The 18095-nt window shown below is 70.1% G+C and carries 14 protein-coding genes; 5 read left to right on the top strand and 9 right to left on the bottom strand.

The features are described 5' to 3' along the window. Nucleotide 1: 1 nt before the first annotated feature. Complete coding sequence (locus I004_RS0109640) at nucleotides 2-1036, bottom strand: methionine synthase (protein WP_028435311.1); 1035 nt, start codon at nucleotides 1034-1036, stop codon at nucleotides 2-4. Beyond that, nucleotides 1033-1722 carry an SDR family oxidoreductase gene (locus I004_RS0109635; protein ID WP_028435310.1) on the bottom strand — a complete coding sequence of 230 codons (690 nt, stop codon included), beginning with the start codon at nucleotides 1720-1722 and terminating at the stop codon, nucleotides 1033-1035. Before I004_RS0109635 ends, I004_RS0109640 begins: the two co-directional genes overlap by 4 nt. Before the next feature lie 143 nt (nucleotides 1723-1865). Here I004_RS0109635 and I004_RS0109630 point away from each other — a divergent pair, with 143 nt between their 5' ends. Both I004_RS0109630 and I004_RS0109625 read left to right on the top strand, forming a co-directional pair. Then, nucleotides 1866-2894, top strand: a complete 1029-nt coding sequence (locus tag I004_RS0109630; protein ID WP_028435309.1) for an ATP-binding cassette domain-containing protein — start codon at nucleotides 1866-1868, stop codon at nucleotides 2892-2894. Continuing rightward, a complete protein-coding gene (locus I004_RS0109625; protein ID WP_028435308.1) occupies nucleotides 2891-3748 on the top strand; it encodes an ABC transporter permease in 858 nt (285 codons plus the stop codon). Before I004_RS0109630 ends, I004_RS0109625 begins: the two co-directional genes overlap by 4 nt. Before the next feature lie 89 nt (nucleotides 3749-3837). Here the strand turns inward: I004_RS0109625 and I004_RS0109620 are convergent, their stop codons facing one another. Further along, on the bottom strand, nucleotides 3838-4362 hold the full coding sequence (locus I004_RS0109620) for an LOG family protein (RefSeq protein WP_028435307.1): 525 nt from the start codon (nucleotides 4360-4362) through the stop codon (nucleotides 3838-3840). Nucleotides 4363-4384: 22 nt separating this feature from the next. On the opposite strand from I004_RS0109620, the gene I004_RS33160 reads away from it, so the two are divergent. Then, entirely contained in the window at nucleotides 4385-6388 is a 2004-nt protein-coding gene (locus I004_RS33160; RefSeq protein WP_486579881.1) for an NAD-binding protein, read from the top strand. Between the two features lie 93 nt (nucleotides 6389-6481). On the opposite strand, the gene I004_RS0109610 is transcribed toward I004_RS33160, so the two are convergent. Next, nucleotides 6482-8212 carry a glycine/sarcosine N-methyltransferase gene (locus I004_RS0109610; RefSeq protein WP_486579880.1) on the bottom strand — a complete coding sequence of 577 codons (1731 nt, stop codon included), beginning with the start codon at nucleotides 8210-8212 and terminating at the stop codon, nucleotides 6482-6484. A gap of 227 nt (nucleotides 8213-8439) precedes the next feature. Between I004_RS0109610 and I004_RS0109605 the strand changes: the two genes are divergently transcribed. Next, on the top strand, nucleotides 8440-9453 hold the full coding sequence (locus I004_RS0109605; RefSeq protein WP_028435305.1) for a rod shape-determining protein: 1014 nt from the start codon (nucleotides 8440-8442) through the stop codon (nucleotides 9451-9453). A gap of 128 nt (nucleotides 9454-9581) precedes the next feature. Here I004_RS0109605 and mnmA read toward each other — a convergent pair whose 3' ends face one another. Continuing rightward, complete coding sequence (mnmA, locus tag I004_RS0109600; protein WP_078510975.1) at nucleotides 9582-10835, bottom strand: tRNA 2-thiouridine(34) synthase MnmA; 1254 nt, start codon at nucleotides 10833-10835, stop codon at nucleotides 9582-9584. Nucleotides 10836-10946: 111 nt separating this feature from the next. Between mnmA and I004_RS0109595 the strand changes: the two genes are divergently transcribed. Further along, entirely contained in the window at nucleotides 10947-11627 is a 681-nt protein-coding gene (locus tag I004_RS0109595; protein WP_037975628.1) for a peptidoglycan recognition protein family protein, read from the top strand. Nucleotides 11628-11646: 19 nt separating this feature from the next. Here I004_RS0109595 and I004_RS0109590 read toward each other — a convergent pair whose 3' ends face one another. The 4 genes from I004_RS0109590 to I004_RS33155 form a co-directional block, all read right to left on the bottom strand. Continuing rightward, nucleotides 11647-14382, bottom strand: a complete 2736-nt coding sequence (locus tag I004_RS0109590; protein ID WP_051344914.1) for a penicillin acylase family protein — start codon at nucleotides 14380-14382, stop codon at nucleotides 11647-11649. Between the two features lie 149 nt (nucleotides 14383-14531). Next, a complete protein-coding gene (locus I004_RS0109585) occupies nucleotides 14532-14936 on the bottom strand; it encodes a hypothetical protein (RefSeq protein ID WP_028435301.1) in 405 nt (134 codons plus the stop codon). Between the two features lie 121 nt (nucleotides 14937-15057). After that, the gene (locus I004_RS0109580) at nucleotides 15058-16674 is read right to left on the bottom strand and encodes an aminotransferase class V-fold PLP-dependent enzyme (RefSeq protein WP_078510974.1); all 1617 of its coding nucleotides are present in this window, start codon (nucleotides 16672-16674) and stop codon (nucleotides 15058-15060) included. After that, nucleotides 16595-18016: an MFS transporter gene (locus tag I004_RS33155; RefSeq protein ID WP_051344883.1), complete on the bottom strand. Its 1422-nt coding sequence runs from the start codon at nucleotides 18014-18016 to the stop codon at nucleotides 16595-16597. The genes I004_RS0109580 and I004_RS33155 overlap by 80 nt, the downstream gene beginning before the upstream one ends. Between the last annotated feature and the right edge of the window lie 79 nt (nucleotides 18017-18095).

Genomic DNA, 18095 nt, shown 5'->3' with positions numbered 1-18095 from the left:
GTCACTCAGGGTCGTCAGCGAGGGATCTCGCGGCCCGGACGCAGTGCGCGAGCACCGCCCGCGCGTACGCGGGCGAGGCACCCGCCATACCGCACGCCGGGGTGACCACGACCGACTCCGTGAGGAGGGCCGGGGACAGCCCGAGCCTGCGCCACAGCGACCTGACACCACTGACGCTACCGGCAGGGTCCGACAGTCCACCCTGAGGCGGCCCGTCCCCCGGCACGACACCGGCGAAGAGCACCGTGCCGCCCTCGACGGCCTCGCCGATCGCCTCGTCCTCACGCTCGGTGATCAGGCTCGCGTCGAAGGAGACGCCGGTGACGCCCGCGCGACGCAGCAGCCCGAAGGGAGGCCGCGGCGCGCACGAGTGCACGACGACGGGCACCCCGTCCGCCTCGCACGCTCCGACGATCTCCCGCAGCGCGCCCTCGGCCACGGCACGGTCGACGGCGCCGTGGCTGCGGTACCCGCTCGCGGTCGGGACGCGGCCCAGCAGCACGGCCGTCAGCATCGGCTCGTCCAGCTGCAGCACGGGACGCGCACCGGGCACGCGGCGCCGCACGTCCGCGAGATGTGCGCGCAGCCCCTCGGTGAGGGACGCCGTCACGTCGCGGCACGCGCCCGGGTCACCGAGCACGGCCTCGCCGTTGCGCCGTTCCAGGGTGGCGGCGAGCGTCCACGGGCCGACCGCGGAGACCTTCAGCGCGCGCCGTCCCGCGGCATCCCCCTGTGTGAACTCCTCCAGCGCGTCGAGGTCTTCGCTCAACCAGGAGCGCGCACGCCGGGTGTCACGGCCCGGCCTGTCGCTGATCCGCCAACCGCTGGGCTCGACATGCGCGTACAGCTCCGTGAGCAGTCCGACGGTGCGGCCGGTCATGTCGGCGCCGGGCCCGCGTGCGGGCAGCTCCGGGAGGAAGGGGAACCCCTCCAGCGTTCCCGTGACCGTGCGGGCCGTCTCCCGCGGGTCCTCGCCGGGCATCGAACCGACGCCGGTGGCGGCCGCGGCGCCCCACACCTCTTTGCCGAGGCTCATGCGCCCGGCCGCACGGTCAGATCGGTGACCTCCGAGCCCCGCGGCATGTCCAGCGCGGTGATCAGCGCGGTCGCGATGGAATCGGGGCTGATCCACCGGTCCGGGTCGTACTCCTTGCCCTCCTGCCGGTGCACCTTCTCCTGCATGGGCGTCGCCGTGCGTCCGGGGTAGACGGTCGTCACACGCAGTCCGTTGCCGCCCTCTTCGGCGCGCAAGGCGTCCGCCAGTGCCTTCAGGCCGTGCTTGCTCGCCGCGTACGCGGACCACTGCGCGCCTGCGTGCAGACCGGCACCGGAGTTGACGAAGAGGACGTGCCCGCGAGCCAGGCGCAGTTGCGGCAAAAGCAGGCGCGTCAGCTCGGCCGGTGAGACGAGGTTCGCCGCGAGGGTGTGGTTCCAGACCTTGGTGCTCAGTTCGCCCACGCCGCCCAGCTCGACGACGCCCGCGATGTGCTGCAGCGAGTCCAGCTCCCCCGGCAGCCCCTGCTGGCCGAGGGCCCATGAGAGCCGGTCGGGCTCGCCGAGGTCGCCGACGACCGTACGGGCGCCCTCGAACTGCTCCCTCAGCTCCCTGGCGCGGCCGGCGTCCCGCGCGAGCAGCCACAGTTCGTCACCACGCTCGAGAAGCCGCCGGGTGACGGCGGCGCCGATGCCCGAACCGGCACCGGTGATCAGATGCGTTGCCATGCCCCCATCGTCCCCCAGTGGCGTCGCGGTCCATGAACCGGCCGCACGCCGATGAGTTTCCGTCGCGGTACGGGTCTGATCGCTGTGAGCCGGGCGGCGCCCGCGTGCGGGCGTCCCGGATGGCGCGGACAAGGAGGGCAGCGATGCCGACCGACACGAAAGACGCGGACGTCCCCGCGGTCGAGACGTCGGGCCTGGTGAAGGTCTTCGGTGACAACCGGGCCGTGGACGGCATCGACCTGCGCGTCCCTGCCGGTTCGGTCTACGGGGTGCTGGGCCCCAACGGCGCGGGCAAGACGACCGCCGTGAAGGTGCTGGCCACGCTGCTGCGCCCGGACGGCGGGCAGGCGCGGGTGTTCGGTCACGACGTGGTGCGGGAGCCTGCCGCGGTGCGGGCGAGGGTCAGCCTCACCGGCCAGTACGCCTCCGTCGACGAGGATCTGACGGGCACGGAGAACCTGGTGCTGCTGGCCCGCCTCCTCGGCCACTCCAAGCCCGCCGCGCGCACGCGCGCCGCCCGGCTGCTGGACGCCTTCGGCCTCGCGGACGCGGCACGGCGCCAGGTCAAGCAGTACTCGGGCGGCATGCGACGGCGCATCGACATCGCGGCGAGCATCCTGAGCACACCCGATCTGCTCTTCCTCGACGAGCCGACCACCGGCCTGGATCCGAGGAGCCGCAACCAGGTGTGGGACATCGTGCGAGCCGTCGTCGCGCTGGGCACGACGGTGCTGCTGACCACGCAGTACCTGGACGAGGCCGATCAACTCGCGGACCGTATCGCGGTGATCGACCACGGCAGGGTCATCGCCGAGGGCACACCGGGCCAGTTGAAGTCGTCCGTCGGCGCCGGTTCCGTGCATCTGCGGCTGCGCGACGCCGGACAGCGCACGGAGGCGCACCAAGTGCTCTCGCGTGCCCTGGTCGCCCAGGTGCAGCTGGAGAGCGACCCCGTGGCGCTGACGGCACGCGTACCCGGGGACGGCACCGAGGCAGGAGCCGCAGAACAGGCCGCGCAGGCGCTGGCCGAACTCACCCGCTCCGGGATCACCGTCGACCACTTCTCGCTGGGCCAGCCCAGCCTGGACGAGGTCTTCCTCGCCCTGACCGACCACCCCGCACACGACGCCGAGCACGCCACGGCGGCAGCAGCCGAGGAGACGAGACGATGAGCACCGCGCCCACCCAGCCCCGTACACCCGCTCCCCGCTCAGGCGGCGCACCTGCCGCCTCGCTGCCCGCGGCTCTCGTCGCCGGGCCGCGGCCACCCCGTCCGGGCGCCCTGTCCGTGTGCATGACCTTCGGCTGGCGGGCGATGCTGAAGATCAAGCACGTGCCGGAGCAGCTCTTCGACGTCACAGCGTTCCCGATCATGATGACGCTGATGTTCACCTACCTCTTCGGCGGTGCGCTGGCGGGCTCGACGGGCGAGTACCTGCAGTTCCTGCTGCCGGGGATCATGGTGATGAGCGTCGTGATGACCACGATGTACACGGGTGTCTCGGTCAACACCGACATCGAGAAAGGGGTGTTCGACCGCTTCCGCACGCTGCCGATCTGGCGGCCCGCACCGATGGTCGGCTATCTGCTCGGCGACGCCTTCCGCTACACGGCGGCCTCGGTCGTGATCCTGGCCGTCGGGCTGGTGATGGGCTTCCGCCCGGCGGGCGGCCTGCCGGGGGTCGTGGCGGGGATCGCGCTGCTGGTGGCCTTCTCCTTCGCGTTCTCGTGGCTGTGGACGATGTTCGGACTGCTGCTGCGCACGGAGAAGTCCGTGATGGGCGTCAGCATGATGGTGCTCTTCCCGCTCACCTTCCTCAGCAACATCCTCGTCGAGCCGAGGACCATGCCGGGGTGGCTGCAGGCGTTCGTGGAGGTCAATCCGGTCACCCATCTCGTCGCCGCCGTACGGGGGTTGATGGAGGGCGAGTGGATCGGCGCGGAGATCGTATGGACGCTCATCGCCGCGGCCGTGCTGATGGCGGTGTTCGGGACGCTCACCATGCGGCTCTACAACCGCAAGTAAGGGGTCAGGGACTCAACCGCCAGAAGCGGGGCGCGGAAGACGGACACGGCCGGTCCCGGTCCGCCTCCCGCGTTGCTGCCGCGGCTCGTTCAGGCCTCCAGCAGCCGCAGCGCGCTCGCACCGTCGTCGGCGAAGACGACCAGTTCGGACAGCGGCAGAGGGAGGAAGCCCTCGGCCTCCATGCGTTCGAGCTGCTGCCGCAACCCGTCGTAGAAGCCGGCCGTGTTCAGCAGCACGACGGGCTTGGCGTGCAGGCCGTGCTTCTTCAGCTCCAGGATCTCCGTTGCCTCGTCCAGGGTCCCGGTGCCGCCGACCATGATGACGAACGCGTCGGCGCGCTCCAGCAGTTGAGTCTTCCGTTCGGCCAGCGTCGCGGTGATGATCATCTCGTCCGCCTCCGCACGCGCCGAGCTCTGCAGGAATTCCACGGAGATGCCGACGAGGCGTCCTCCGTGACTGTGGACTCCGTCGGCCACGACCTTCATCAGCCCGACATCCGATCCGCCCCACACCAGGGAATGTCCGCGGCTGCCGATAAGCTCGGCGAACTCGCGGGCCGACTCCGTGTAGACGTCGGCGAGTTCGGCCGCGGAGCAGAAGACGCAGATGTTCAGGGGGGAACTGTCCTTGGAGACCATGGACAGCAGCCTAGGTCGCGGCCTGCGCGGACACATGGTGGTCTGCGGTGACAACGCTCTCGCACAGCGGGTCACCAAGGAGCTGGCCACGGTCTACAGGCAGCACGTGACGGTTGTCCTGCCCTCGCTGCGCGGGGGGAGCCACGGCCCGCAGATCGCGGGGCTCACCGAGAGGCCGGGGCTGTCGGTCGAGACGGTCGAGGCACGCGTCCCCGACGACGACGCGCTCATACGGGCGGGCATCCAGCGGGCCAGCGCGCTCGCGCTCACCTCCGGCGACGACCAGCTCAACATCTACATCGCCCTGCGGGCCCGCCGGATCAACCCACGCGTGCGGCTGGTCATCCGGATGTTCAACCGCAACCTGGGCCAGTATCTGACCGACCTGCTCGACCGGGCCGCACGGCTCAGCGGCAACCGGCGAACGGGCAGCGGTGCGGCGCAGGGCACACCGTCGGACGCCACGACGACGGTCCTCTCCGACTCCGACACCGCCGCGCCCTCGATCGTGGCGGCGGCCGTCGTCGGCAGCGACAAGGTGCTGTACGCGGACGGGCTGCTGCTGCGCGCGAAGGAACGCACGCTGCGCAACGTCGACCGCCGCAATCCCCTGTGCACGCTCGCGCTGATGCCCGCCACGGAGGACGAGGAGAACGACGAGGGCTCCTCCGACGACGACGAGGGCTCCTCCGGCGACAGCGTGAGCGAGGGCGCCGACCATGCGGAGACGAGCGCCGCGAGCGGCGACGGGGCCCGCCGTGGCCCCGTACTGCTTCCGGGCGAGGAGGACCTGAGGGGCCTGCCACCGGAACGGGAGGCCGTCGTGCTGGAGGCGATCACGCGCAGGGCCAGCCGCCCCGCCGCCGTCCGCGCCCGGCGGCTGCCCCGGATGCTGGCCTTCAAGGAGCTGTTCTCGAGACGTCTGCGGTACTCGCTGCTGGCCATGACCGTGGTCGTGTTCATCCTCGCCGCGGCGAACTGGGGGATCAGCCGCGACTCCCCTCTGCACGCCGGGTATGTGACGCTCCTCGACCTCTTCGCCATCAACGAGCCCAATCTGCATGATCCGCCGGGCGAGCAGGTCCTCCAACTGCTGGCCGGACTGGCCGGGATGATGCTGCTGCCGCTGCTTCTGGCGGTGGTCCTGGAAAGCTACGGGTCCTTCCGCAAGGCGACGGCTCTGCCGATACCGCCTCGCGGGCTGTCCGGGCACGTGGTGCTGGTGGGCCTCGGCAAGGTCGGCAAGCACGTGCTGGAGCGGCTGCTGGAGCTGAACATCCCCGTCGTGTGCATCGAGCAGAACGACGAGGCGCGGGGCATCGCCCTCGCGCGCAGGCGCCGGGTGCCCACGCTGATCGCCGACGTCACGGAGGACGGCGTCCTGGAGGACGCCAAGATCAAGCGCAGCCGCGCCCTGCTCGCCCTCACCAGCTCCGACGGCATCAACCTGGAGGCATCGCTCAACGCCAGGCAGATCAAGCCCGAACTTCGAGTGGTGATGCGGCTGTTCGACGACGCCTTTGCCGCCACGGTCTACCGCACGCTCCGCGACACCTATCCCGGTGCGCAGACCCGGAGCCGAAGCGTCTCGGCGCTGGCGGCTCCCGCGTTCGCCGGAGCGATGATGGGCCGGCAGGTGCTGGGGGCGATCTCGGTGGGCCGCCGGGTTCTCGTGTTCGCGGCCGTGGAGGCGCGCGGCAACCCGCTGCTGGAGGGCCGCACGGTCGAGCAGGCGTTCCAGCCGGGGGCCTGGCGGGTGGTGGCTCTCGACACGGCCTCGGAGGAGGAGCGGCAGCAGGACCTGTCGACCGTCTCGTCCACCGGCGCCGGCGAGCTCGAGTGGGGCCTGCACCCGGGATACGTGCTCAAGGACGGCGACCGCGTCGTGGTCGGCGCGACCCGCCGTGGCCTGAGCCGGCTGCTGGCGGCCGGCCCCACGCGCGACAGGCCGCGCATCCCGGGTACCGGTGAGCACCAGTTCCCGGATCCGCGCACGCCGTGACGCGCCCCCCGAAGGGGGTCCCCCGCGCGCATGCGAGGGGGACCGTGCCCCCGCCCTCGGTGGGAGGGCGGGAACAGACAGCAAAATCGTTTCTCAAAGCCTGAAGTGGAAGATCCCCCAGGTGAGTTGACGCTCGCTGCCACCGTTGACCCAGTGCCCCAGTCCCTTCTTCATGTTGGTCAGATACTCCGAACTCACCTTGCCGGCAAGCCCGCCGATGCCCTCGGCCTCCTGCCGCTCGGTCTCCTTGAGTACGCGCCCGTAGTGGTTGACGAGCTGCTCGCGGTGCTCCTCGAAGCCTCCGCTGCTGGCAGGGCTGAACCCGAGCCGCGCCAGCTCACGCCGGTAGAAGGCGGGCGAGCCCATCGTGTCCAGATGGATGCGCTCCAGGATCGGCTTCAGTACGGCCGTCGAGGTGCCGTCCGCGGCCATCGGGTCGGTGAAGACCAGCTGACCGCCCGGCTTCAGCACCCGCGTGATCTCCTCCAGCACCCGCGTGCGGTTGCCGCTGTGCAGGAAGGCGTCCTGCGACCAGACGACGTCGACGCTGTCGTCGGGGTAGGGGATGTTCTCGAAGGAACCGTCCACCACCTCGATCTTGCCGGTGAGCCCGCGCTGGGCGTTCAGTTCACGGTTCCGCTCGTTCTCGACCTCGCTGAGGTTGAGTGCGATCACGCTGCTGCCGTACGTCTCGGCCACGTAGCGCGCCGAACCGCCGTAGCCGGCACCGAGGTCGAGCACGACCGACGACTCGTCCAGGTCGAGCTTCTCCGCCATGCGCTGGACCGTGCGGCGGCTCGCCTGGGCGATGGGCTCGTCGTCGTCCTCGTAGAGGCCGATGTGGATGTCCTCGCCGCCCCACACCGAGGCGTAGAACTCGTCGGCGTCGGACGAGTTGTAGTACGTACGAGCGGTGCTGACGGCAGCTGAGTATGCACCCTCGCCTTCCTCGTCCGTGCGGTACTCCTTCTCCGCTACATGCACAAAGAAGTCCGGCTGTTCCTCACGGTAAGTGTGCTGGAAGTCGCCGTAGGTTTCTATGTGCTGGAATCCCACCTCGGACATGAGCCGGCGGGTGTAGTCCTTCCGCAGCGGAAACATGTTGAGGTGGTAGACGGAGTTGTCGGAGAAGTTGTACCGCATGCGGCACAATCCCTCGTCCAGGTACTCCGGTTCGACCGCGACGTCCTCGCCGCAGTAGTAGTACGTGTGCTTGCTGGAGAATCCTCGGTCCAGCATCGCGTCGTAGTTGCGCTGATCCAGGACGAGCACTCCGTCGTGCTTCAGCATCGCGTAGAACTCGGCCAGCGCCTTGCGGCGGTCACGCTCCGAGAAGAGGTGCGTGAAGGAGTTGCCCAGGCAGACGATGGCGTCGTACTCCCCGTGCACGTCCCTGTTGAGCCAGCGCCAGTCCGCCTGGACGACGCGGAGGATGTGGCTTCCGTTCTCCATTCCGTTCTTGAACGCCTTCGACAGCATGTCTGCGCTGCCGTCCGCACTCACGGCATCGAACCCTGCTTCCAGGAGTTGCACGGAGTGGAACCCGGTCCCCGTGGCGACATCGAGCACACTCTTCACGCCTCGCTTGCGCAGCAGGTCGATGAAGAAATTGCCCTCACTCTGTGAGCGCTTTTCCCAGTCAATGAGAGAGTCCCACTTGTCGACGAAGCTTGGGACGTATTCCTCCGTGTAGTGACCGGTTTCCCGGACGTCGACGGGGTTCTCTCCGAATTCCTGCGTCGGTCGCGCGGTAATGGGGTACCTCCGATTGCTGAGAGGGTGGCCTACGGCGCGGCCAACCCGGGACGCCAAGGCTTCAGTCACGGGCACCGCGCGCTCGGACTCCAGCGCATACCTATCCACCCACGCCCGGGCCTATGCCACCGAACCGAACGATCGGCTCCTTGTTCGACCGGGAACCGCGCTCCCACCAGCGCCTTTGCGATCTCAGGTTTCCGGAGGCCGAGTTGTCCCGAAACCAGGACAGTTGGGTATGCTGCAAGCCCAGCTAGACAATTCGGCACACCCTGCACCGAACACGGCGAGAACACATGGCGAAGAGCACCTCGTTCAGCACGCGTGACATCGGCATAGACCTTGGCACGGCCAACACGCTTGTGTACGCGCGCGGACGCGGCATCATCCTCAACGAACCGTCCGTCGTGGCGGTCGAGTCGCGCACCGGAAAAGTGCTCGCCGTGGGCACCGAAGCGAAAGAGGCAGTGGGCCGTACCCCTGGCTCCATCACCGCGACGCGCCCCCTCAAGGGCGGCGTCATCACCGATTTCGAAGCCACCGAGGGAATGCTCAGGCATTTCATCCGCGCAGCGAGGGTGGGGCGCGGCAGAGGGCCGAGGGTCGTCGTTTGCGTGCCGAGCGGTGTGACGGGCGTGGAACGCCGCGCCGTATTGCAGACGGCCGCGCGTGCCGGAGCGCGTTCCGTGCATCTCATCGAGGAGCCGATGGCCGCCGCGATCGGCGCCGGACTGCCGGTGCACGAGGCGCGCGGTTCGATGGTCGTCGACATCGGCGGCGGCAGCACGGAGGTCGCGATCATCTCCCTGGGCGGCACGGTCGTCACGCACTCCGCACGGGTCGCCGGGGACGCACTGGACGCGGCGATCGCGTCGTACATCGAGCAGAACTTCGCCATAGGGGTGGGGGAACGCACCGCTGAGGACGTCAAGATGTCGATGGGCAGCGGCGTTCCGACCCCGGTACGCGGACGGGACAAGGAAACCGGCATGCCCAAGACGGTGGAGCTGAGCGAGGAGGAGATCCGGGACGCGACGGAGAAGCCCGTCGCGGCGATCGTCGACGCGGTGCGCGCCGCCTTCGACGCCTGCCCCCCGGAGCTCTACGGCGACATCATGGAGCGCGGCATCGTCCTCACCGGCGGCGGAGCGCTCCTGCACGGCTTGGACGAACGGCTGGCGAAGGAGACGGGCATGCCGGTGTTCGTCGCCGAAGAGCCGCTCAGCTGCGTCGCGGTGGGCACGGGCCGCTGTCTCGAGGAGTTCGACAAGCTGGAGAAGGTGTTCAGCGGGACGGTCCACGGGGCGTAGGACTGCCGGACTCGGACCGGGCAGCGGGGAGCTCCCTTTCGCGGGCGAGCTCCCCGTCTCTGTGTCCGGGACCGTCGGCCACGGACGTACGTCGCCCCGCTGTCAGGGCAGTTCGACGCGGACGGGTGTCAGGACTTGCTGACGCCCGCACCTGCGGGCCGTGCCCGCTCCGTCGACGCGATCGTCGCGGAGCCGATCACGCGGGTTCCGTCGTAGAGCACGATCGCCTGGCCCGGGGCCACCCCCCGCATCGGTTCGGTGAAGCGGACCTTCAACTCCGTTCCGTCCCCGGCCGGTTCGGCGCTGACCTCGCACTCTCCGCCGTGCGCGCGCAGTTGGGCGGTGTACGTGCCGGGCCCTGCCGGAGCGGTGCCGCACCAGCGGGGCTTCACGGCCGTCAGCCCGCTCACGTCGAGCGAGGCGGCCGGGCCGACGGTGACCGTGTTGTCGACCGGCGAGATGTCCAGCACGTACCGGGGCTTGCCGTCGGATGCCGGGTGCCCGATGCGCAGGCCCTTGCGCTGGCCGATGGTGAAGCCGTACGCGCCCTCGTGGGTGCCGAGCTTGTGACCGTCCTCGTCGACGATGTCGCCCTCGGACGTGCCGAGACGGCCCGCGAGGAAGCCCTGGGTGTCGCCGTCCGCGATGAAGCAGATGTCGTGGCTGTCGGGCTTCTTCGCGACGGCGAGGTCGCGCCGCTCCGCCTCTTCCCGGATCTCGTCCTTGCTCGTGAGGGTGTCGCCGAGGGGGAACATGGCGTGCGCGAGCTGACCGGCGTCCAGCACGCCCAGCACGTAGCTCTGGTCCTTGGCCGCGTCGCTGGCGCGGTGCAGCTCGCGGGTGCCGTCGTCACGGGTGACGATCGTGGCGTAGTGGCCGGTGCACACCGCGTCGAAGCCCAGTGCCAGCGCCTTGTCCAGCAGCGCCGCGAACTTGATCTTCTCATTGCAGCGCAGGCAGGGATTGGGGGTGCGGCCCGCCTCGTACTCGGCGACGAAGTCCTCCACCACGTCCTCGCGGAAGCGCTCGGCCAGGTCCCAGACGTAGAAGGGGATGCCGATGACATCGGCGGCGCGGCGCGCGTCTCGCGAGTCCTCGATCGTGCAGCAGCCACGGGCGCCCGTGCGGAACGACTTCGGGTTGGCCGAAAGGGCCAGATGCACCCCGGTGACGTCGTGGCCCGCGTCGACGGCGCGGGCCGCGGCGACGGCCGAGTCGACGCCGCCGGACATGGCGGCGAGCACACGCAGCCTGGGGCCACCCTCCGCCGCGGAGGACTGGGCAGGCGTGCCCGAGGTGCCGGGACGGGAAGGAGCACCCCCGGCCGGAGGCTGGGTGAGGGCACCCCCGGCCGAAGGCTGGGGGATGGAAGTGTCAGTCATAACCCGTCCAGCGTAGACGGAAGGGCACCCCGCGCCGTAAGCGAGTAAGGGCCGCGGCACGCGGCGGGCAGGTGCGGAACCGGGACCCTGGTCGCACGCGTTTGCAGAGGTATGGCTTCGATCTCTCGGCGCGCTGCGCTCATCGGCGGGGGCAGCGGTGTGGTGCTTGCCACCGCGGCTGCTCTGACCTGGGACAAGACCTCGCGCCTGTGGTGGCGGCTGCCGGGGGTCGACAAGCAGCGCAAGAAGGGCGAGGTCGATCAGCCGGGTGTGACCTGGATCGCGGCCTCGGAGGCGAATCTCCGCTTCGCGGACCGGCCCGACGACTACGTCATCGACCGCATCGTGATCCATGTGACCGAGAGCGACTTCCGTACCGCCGTGAAGGTCTTCCGCGATCCGCTGCACGCGTCGGCCGCGCACTACATCGTGCGGGCGAGCGACGGGCGGACGGTGCAGATGGTGCGGGAGCTGGACGTCGCGTACCACGCGGGGAACCGCGGCTTCAACGAGCGGAGCATAGGCATCGAGCACGAGGGCTTCGTGGACCGCCCGCAGAACTTCACGGAGGAGATGTACCGCTCCTCCGCGAAGCTGACCGCCCGCATCTGCAAGCGGTACCGCATACCCGTCGACCGGGAGCACATCGTCGGTCACAACGAGGTCCCCGGCGCCGACCACACCGACCCGGGCCGGCACTGGGACTGGAAGCGCTACATGAGCTACGTGCGGCAGGCGCGGGACGAGGCTTCCCGGAGTTCCGGTGGTTCCGGGAACTCCGGGAAGGCCTGAGGTGCGGGCGCCTGCCGGCTCAGCGGCGGGCGGGGAACTCCACGACCTGCTGATAGGTGGGCCGGTTCTGCCAGGCGATCCGCGGAACGGTGATGCCGCCCATGGCCCGGTGCACGATCGAGTCGGCGCACACCTGGTCGCCGGGCTCGCACTCGTCGTCCCCCGGGTAGGTCTTCTCGGCGGGAGTCGCGGCCGCCTCGGACAGCGTCGCCAGGAGCATCTCCCGGCACTTCTCCAGCGAACCTCCGCCGCAGTACGGCCTGTCGAGCGGTGAGCCGACGTCCTCGCCCTGCACGCTCCGCAGGTCCTTCTGGACGAAGGACCACCAGCCGGTCTGGAGCGCCGATCCCTTGTGCGGCTGGCTCGCTCCAACACCTCCGCCGGAGCCGCCGCCGTTCTGGCCGCCGGAGGGTGACTCGTTGATCGGCGCGAGCGATGTGAGCGACTTGTACAGCTCGTCACCGAGCGCGGGCTTGAACTGGCCCTCCACCAGCAGCGGCCACCAAGCGTCCAGCACCCTTGCGGCTTCGGCGTGTTCGTACTTGCCGTCGTCCTTCGCGGCCTCGCGGCGCTGCGATCCCGATTCCTTCCAGGCGCGCAACTCCTTGACCGTCCCGGCCAGTTCGGGGTCGGTGACCTCGGACGAGCCGATGACGTCGAGGAGTTCGGGCAGCACCTTCTCTGCACGCAGGTCGACGGCGGCCGCCTCCTCCATCGCCTGGACGAGCTTGGCGCGCGTCACGGAGCCGTCCTTCACGAGCCTGGCGACCCGGCTGTCGAGCAGATCGCCCCTGTGCACGGGGCCGTTGGCCCAGCCGGCGGAGTAGCCCTTGGCCTGCTTGTTGTTCCAGTTGACGAAGTAGCCCTGGTCGACGGACTGCGGATGCTCGGCGGGTGGCGTGACGGCGGAGGTGTTGGCCTCCGGGTCCCAGTCCTTCCACTCGTACGACTTGTCCGCCCGTATCGGCTGGTCCGGGTCGGTGTTCTTCGAACGGACCGGGTTGTCACCGGAGTTGTAGTACGCGGTGTGGTCGGCGTCCGCGTAGAACCAGTTGAAGGTGTAGCCGATGTCCTGCGCGGCCCGCTGGAAGCTGCGCGCCGAAGTGATCGCGGACGGGTCGTTGAACTTCTGGAAGCCGATCACGGAGTCGGCGTCGTGGTGGTAGGTCGAGCGCAGCGCGGTGAAGGCGACGGGCTTGCCGTCCACCTTGCCCGTGTGGCTGACCAGACCGTAGGCCGAGCGCAGACTCACCACGTCGTACGAGCCGGCCTTCGTGCCGTCCGCCAGCGTGGGCTTCCACTCGTTGTGCTTGGAGAGCTTCTCGAAGGGTGTGCACTTCCCGCGCAGCATGTAGCTCTGCGACTCGGTGGTGGGCTCGGCTCCCGACTCCTCGCACAGTTCGACGGCGAAGGTGTCGGTGATGTCCTGGCTCGCGGAGGTGGCGCTCCAGGAGTAGTCCAGACCCCGGCCGAGTTCCACGTAGAAGCTGAGGCCCGGGAAGGAGGCGCCGCGTGAACGCAGCCCCGGCCCGTCGAGTTCCTGCACCATCATGATCTGCGGCGAGTAGTAGCCGGTCTGCGGCCCGAACACGGCAACGGGATTTCCGGATGCCGTGTGCTTGCCGGAGACCAGCAGGGCGTTGGACATGCCCTTCTTCGAGGTGATGAGGTCTCCGGGCAGCACGCCCTTCGACTTCACTCCGTCGTCCTTGCCAGACTTCTTCTTCGCGGCGGCGCCGGTGCCCTCCTCGTTCTGCGAGTGGTCGAAGGGCGTGACCGAGCCGCTCTCCGGGGTGGCCACGCCGCGCGGGTTCCGCGGCGACTGCGCGTACGGAAACTCCTTGCCGTGCACGGTCGTTGTGGCCCCGGTGTCGTTCTGCGCCCGCCAGGCCGTGTACGCCTTCTCGCCGCCGACCTTTCCGTACTGCTTCTCGAAGGCCAGCTTTGCCAGCGCGTTGCCGACCTCACCGCCGCCTCCGTTGCCGAAGATGGCACCGATCACCGAAGCGATGGCGACGACGTCCGTGACCGTGAAGTCCTTGATCTTCGAGCCGTTGCCGGTGAGGACGTACTCGCCGGGGTAGTTCAGCGCACCGAGCGTGTCATCGATGAAGGTGTTGATCCCACTGACGTAGTCCTGGATGTCCTGGTAGGCCTGCGCGCCCCGCTCGCCGGAGCCGCGAATGCGCTCGACCTGCCGCTGAAGATCGTCCTCGGTGTAGGGGGCGGTGGCCCACAGGCTCTGCTCGAGCGCCCGGTTCCCCTCGGCACCGCCCGCGAAGGACGACAACTCGCCGCGTCCGACGTGCCGCAGGACGTCGATCAGCCACAACCGGTCCTGCCCGGCGGCGTACCCGGCGCCGAACTCCGTCCCGGAACGGGTCGTGCCCTTGATGTGCGGTGTCCCGGTGGCCTTGTCGCGCGTGATGGTGACGTCGGCACGGGGCTTCTTGACGCTCTCGACCTGGTCCTCGGGCACACCGAAGGAGGCGTCGTTGAAGTAGTCGGAGAGCTTCTCGTCGCTCAGGCCCGAGTACTCGTGCAACAGCTTGTCGTACGGGCCGAGTTGGTCCGCGGAGTGCTTCGGCCGGGTGCCGATGGCCTTGTGCAGAAGGATCTCCACGAGGCTGGCGTGGCCGTTCTGTCCGGCGGGGAGGATGTCGCGGCACTGGCTCCCGCACGGGTCCTCCGCCGCGCTGACCGCGGCTTCGTCTCCGGCTCGGGTACCGGCCGCGAACGCCGGCGAGCTGCCCATGAGCGGGGCGAGGAGTGCGGCGGCGGCGACCGCGGCGAGCACGCCGCGCAGCCTCGCGAGCCGGCTTCTTGTGGAACCTCCGGACGACGCACGGGAGTTGATCACCGGGATCTCCTGTGGGGGTGAGACGCGGCAGCGTGCGACGAACGTTAACGCTCGGTACTACTCCTGGGTAGAGGGTCGGTCGGCGGTATTTCGGCCAGGACCGGGATCGTCTCGTTCTGGTCGCCGGGCGGCCCACCCACCCCGCACGGTCCGGACCGCTCCCCGCGTCCGGTGCGGGGAGGCGCCGGGAGCGGTCGAGTGGACTGGCCGGCGTCGTAGCTCAGCACCGCGCCACGGCGGAAGTTCGCGTCGCCGTACGCGCCGAGCTCGATGACGCCCACGCTCCACACCTGCCGCGTACCGGGGACAAGGACCGTCTCCGAGGGCCAGAAGCGCTGCTTCTTGTCGACCTCCTCGACCTTTCCCGACCTGCCGAGCACCGGCTCGTGCTCGGCGATCTCATGGAGTTCGCCGTCCGCGGCCATGTGCCAGTAGCGGCCCAGCACCATCCCGCCGTCACCGTCGGAAGCCGCCTCCGTCGATGCGGTCCACTGACCGGACGACGCGTCAGGCGGTGCCGGTTGCAGGGGCGTCGGACCGCATGACGATTGCCATGCGGGGCGACCGGTGTCAGATCCGGAAGATCGACCCGACGTACTCCGCCAGCAAGCGTTCCTTGAGCGGCACGGGGAGTGCGTCCAGCAGAACGAGCACGGGTGCCATACGTCCGACGGTCCCGGCTTCGGTGCCGGCGCCGGTGCCGGCGGTGTCGCCCGCGTCGCCGTCGCCGCCCAGCCCTGCGAAGGCCAGCACGGCGGCGACCTCTTCCGGCCCGATGGCAACGGGGTCGAGGGTCTCGGCCAGACGCGCCAGCTCCGGGTCGGCGCGCACAGGGGTCAGTGCGTGTGCGGCCGCCAGCGCCTCGCCCAAGTCGGCGAGCAGCGCGTCCACTTGGCCGACGGTGGCCGGGGTCAGTGTGAGATGCAGGTTGGGCGGCATGCCGTCGAAACCCAGCTGCGGCTGGAGATACCAGCCGCGTATCCGCATCTCGTCGGCGAGGTGGAGCACGAGGCTCAAGTCGCCCCCGGCGGCGGCCCGTTCGGAGCCGGGGCCGGCTCCGCCGGCGCCTCCGTCCAGCGTGAACGCGACCAGCCCCGCAGCCGGCCGCCCGAGTATCCGCACGCCCTCGATGCCGCCGAGCCCGTCGAGCAGCCGGTCCGACGCGCCCGCGACCTGCCGTGCCAGCTCGGTGTAGCCGTCCTCCCCGACATGCCTGAGCACCGCCCACGCCTGAGCGAGCAGCCCCGCCGACTTCGTGCCCTGAACCGTCGGATTGACGACGGGATAGCCCGGCCACCCGGCATGCGCGAAGTACTGGTACCTGCGCAGCTCCGCGTCCCTGTGGAGCAGCACCGACGCGCCCTTGTCTGCGTATCCGTACTTGTGCAGGTCGACGGAGAGCGAGGTGACACCGGGCAACGTCAGCTCGAACGGCGGCACTTCGCGCCCCGCGCGGCGCAGATACGGCAGCAGCCAGCCCCCGATGCAGGCGTCGACGTGGCACAGCACGCCCTGTTCCTCGGCGGCCGCGGCGATCTCCTCGACCGGGTCGATGACACCGTGCGCGTAGGAGGGCGCGGACGCGACCACGAGCACGGTCCGCTCGTCGATCTCGGCGGCCATCGCCGCGGCGTCGGCCCGGTACGTCTCCCTGTCGACGGGCACGACCGCGGGCTCCACCCCGAGATACGCGGCCGCCTTGTGGAACGCGGCGTGCGCGGTGGACGGCAGGACCATGCGAGGCTCGCCCACGTCCCGCACTGCGCGTGCGTGGTCGCGTGCCGTCTTGACCGCGAGCAGGATGCTCTCCGTGCCTCCGCTGGTGAACGTCCCCTGGGTGCCGGGCACTCCGAGCAGGGCTGCGGCGCTGCGCACGAGGTCGTTCTCCAGGCGCGCGACGCTCGGGAAGACCGTCATGTCCAGGCCGTTGACGGTCGCGTACGCCGAGTACGCCGCGGCCGCCAGTTCGTCGAGCCCCTTCACGCCGGCGTCGTAGACGTACGCGAAGGTCCGGCCACCGCGGGTCGGTGCGTCGGCTTCGCGCAGCGCGCTCAGTTCGGCGAGCACGTCGTCGGCGGGACGGCCCTCGGGCAGGCGGGAGGCGGATTCAGCGGTCACGGTCGGTCTCGTCCTCCAGCGTCTCGGGGATGGCCACCTCGGGTGCGGACGTGCGCGGCTCCTCCGCATCCTCCTGATACCTGTTCAGCAGCCAGAGGCTGGCGAGCGCCAGCACGGCGGGCAGCAGGCTCATGCCGAGGACGATTCCGGTCACTGCCGAACCGGGCTGCTCCACGGCGTGTGCCGCGTCGGAGGAACGGAAGCCGCTGACGGCCAGCACGGCGGCGAAGGCACCCGCGCCGAGAGCGAATGCAAGCGTCTCCACCGCGGTCCACAGCCCGGTGAAGGTCGCGGCGCGCTGCCGTCCCGTGCGGACGGCGTCGGCGGCGAGGTTGTCGGCGAGCATGCGCAGCGGCAGCAACTGCATCCCGCCGTAGGCGACTCCGACCGCGGCGATGGTCGCGTACGCCGGCCACGCCCCGCCCCACGGCGTGAGGACGAGCACGACCGTCGCGCCGAGGAACACCCAAGAGGCGCAGAACTGTGCGTACTTGACGCCCCGCGCACGCGCGATCCGGTTCCACAGCGGCATGACGAGGGCCAACGGGCCGATCATGCAGACGAACAGCGGCGTGACGGCGCCCGCCGAGCCGAGAACGTAGGTGGCGAAGTACTGAACTCCCGCCAGCATCACGCCGATTGCCAGCGCCTGCGCCGTCCACATCCCGGCCAGATACAGGAACGGCTTGTTGCTTCGGGCGGCGGTGAGCTGTGCTCGCAGCGACGGTTCGGCCTTGGTGTACGCGACTGCCGGCGCCCTCCGCGTCCCGGCCCACGCCGCGAACATCCCGCAGGCCAGCACTGCTGCCACGGCCACGCCCATCAGCCGGTAGCTCGCCGGGGTGTCACCGCCGGTGTGAGCGATGGCCGGTGCCGCCGCACCGGACAGCAGGATCGCCACACCGAGGAAACCCACCCGCCAGGCGAGCAGTCGGCCGCGCTCGGCGCTCTCGTCCGTCATCTCCGCGGGCATCGCCACGTAGGGCACCTGGAAGACGGCGTAGGACGTCGCGGCCAGGAGGAAGAGCAGCGCCACGTAGACGGCCGCGGCCGTGCCGCGCAGCGGGGGCGCCGCGAAGAGCAGCGCGAACAGCGGCGGCAGCGTGCACGCCCCCGCCAGCAGGAACGGGCGGCGCGGCCCGCCGCGCAGCCGGCTGCGGTCGCAGAGGACGCCGACGACCGGATTGACCAGTACGTCCCAAGCCTTGGGGAGGAAGAGCGCGAGGCCGGCCACCGCCGCGGGGACGGCCATGACGTTGGTGAGGTAGTAGAGCAGCAGCAGCCCGGGCACCGTGGGGAACGTCCCTGTGCACAGCGACCCCAGTCCGTAGCCGAGACGCACGGAGGCGGGCAGCGGCGCACTGACTCCGCGTGCCGGTGCGTGCGCGTGATCCCGGGGTTCACCGCCCACTGCGCTCTCCTTCGCCGCACCCGTGACGCGAGCGTGCCGCTCATCGACCGGTGCGCGAGGCACACCGGTCGGATGCCTC

Source organism: Streptomyces sp. TAA486 (assembly GCF_000426165.1).
Note: the sequence above shows the minus strand (reverse complement) of the source record. Positions and strands in the feature narration are given on the sequence as shown.

Bases quoted from the DNA above. Each gene is read 5' to 3' on its own strand.
- I004_RS0109640 (WP_028435311.1), bottom strand. From the start codon at position 1,036: ATGAGCCTCGGCAAAGAGGTGTGGGGCGCCGCGGCCGCCACCGGCGTC.
- I004_RS0109635 (WP_028435310.1), bottom strand. From the start codon at position 1,722: ATGGCAACGCATCTGATCACCGGTGCCGGTTCGGGCATCGGCGCCGCC.
- I004_RS0109630 (WP_028435309.1), top strand. From the start codon at position 1,866: ATGCCGACCGACACGAAAGACGCGGACGTCCCCGCGGTCGAGACGTCG.
- I004_RS0109625 (WP_028435308.1), top strand. From the start codon at position 2,891: ATGAGCACCGCGCCCACCCAGCCCCGTACACCCGCTCCCCGCTCAGGC.
- I004_RS33160 (WP_486579881.1), top strand. From the start codon at position 4,385: ATGGACAGCAGCCTAGGTCGCGGCCTGCGCGGACACATGGTGGTCTGC.
- I004_RS0109605 (WP_028435305.1), top strand. From the start codon at position 8,440: ATGGCGAAGAGCACCTCGTTCAGCACGCGTGACATCGGCATAGACCTT.
- mnmA (WP_078510975.1), bottom strand. From the start codon at position 10,835: ATGACTGACACTTCCATCCCCCAGCCTTCGGCCGGGGGTGCCCTCACC.
- I004_RS0109595 (WP_037975628.1), top strand. From the start codon at position 10,947: ATGGCTTCGATCTCTCGGCGCGCTGCGCTCATCGGCGGGGGCAGCGGT.
- I004_RS0109590 (WP_051344914.1), bottom strand. From the start codon at position 14,382: ATGGGCAGCTCGCCGGCGTTCGCGGCCGGTACCCGAGCCGGAGACGAA.
- I004_RS0109585 (WP_028435301.1), bottom strand. From the start codon at position 14,936: ATGGTGCTGGGCCGCTACTGGCACATGGCCGCGGACGGCGAACTCCAT.
- I004_RS0109580 (WP_078510974.1), bottom strand. From the start codon at position 16,674: ATGCGGAGGAGCCGCGCACGTCCGCACCCGAGGTGGCCATCCCCGAGA.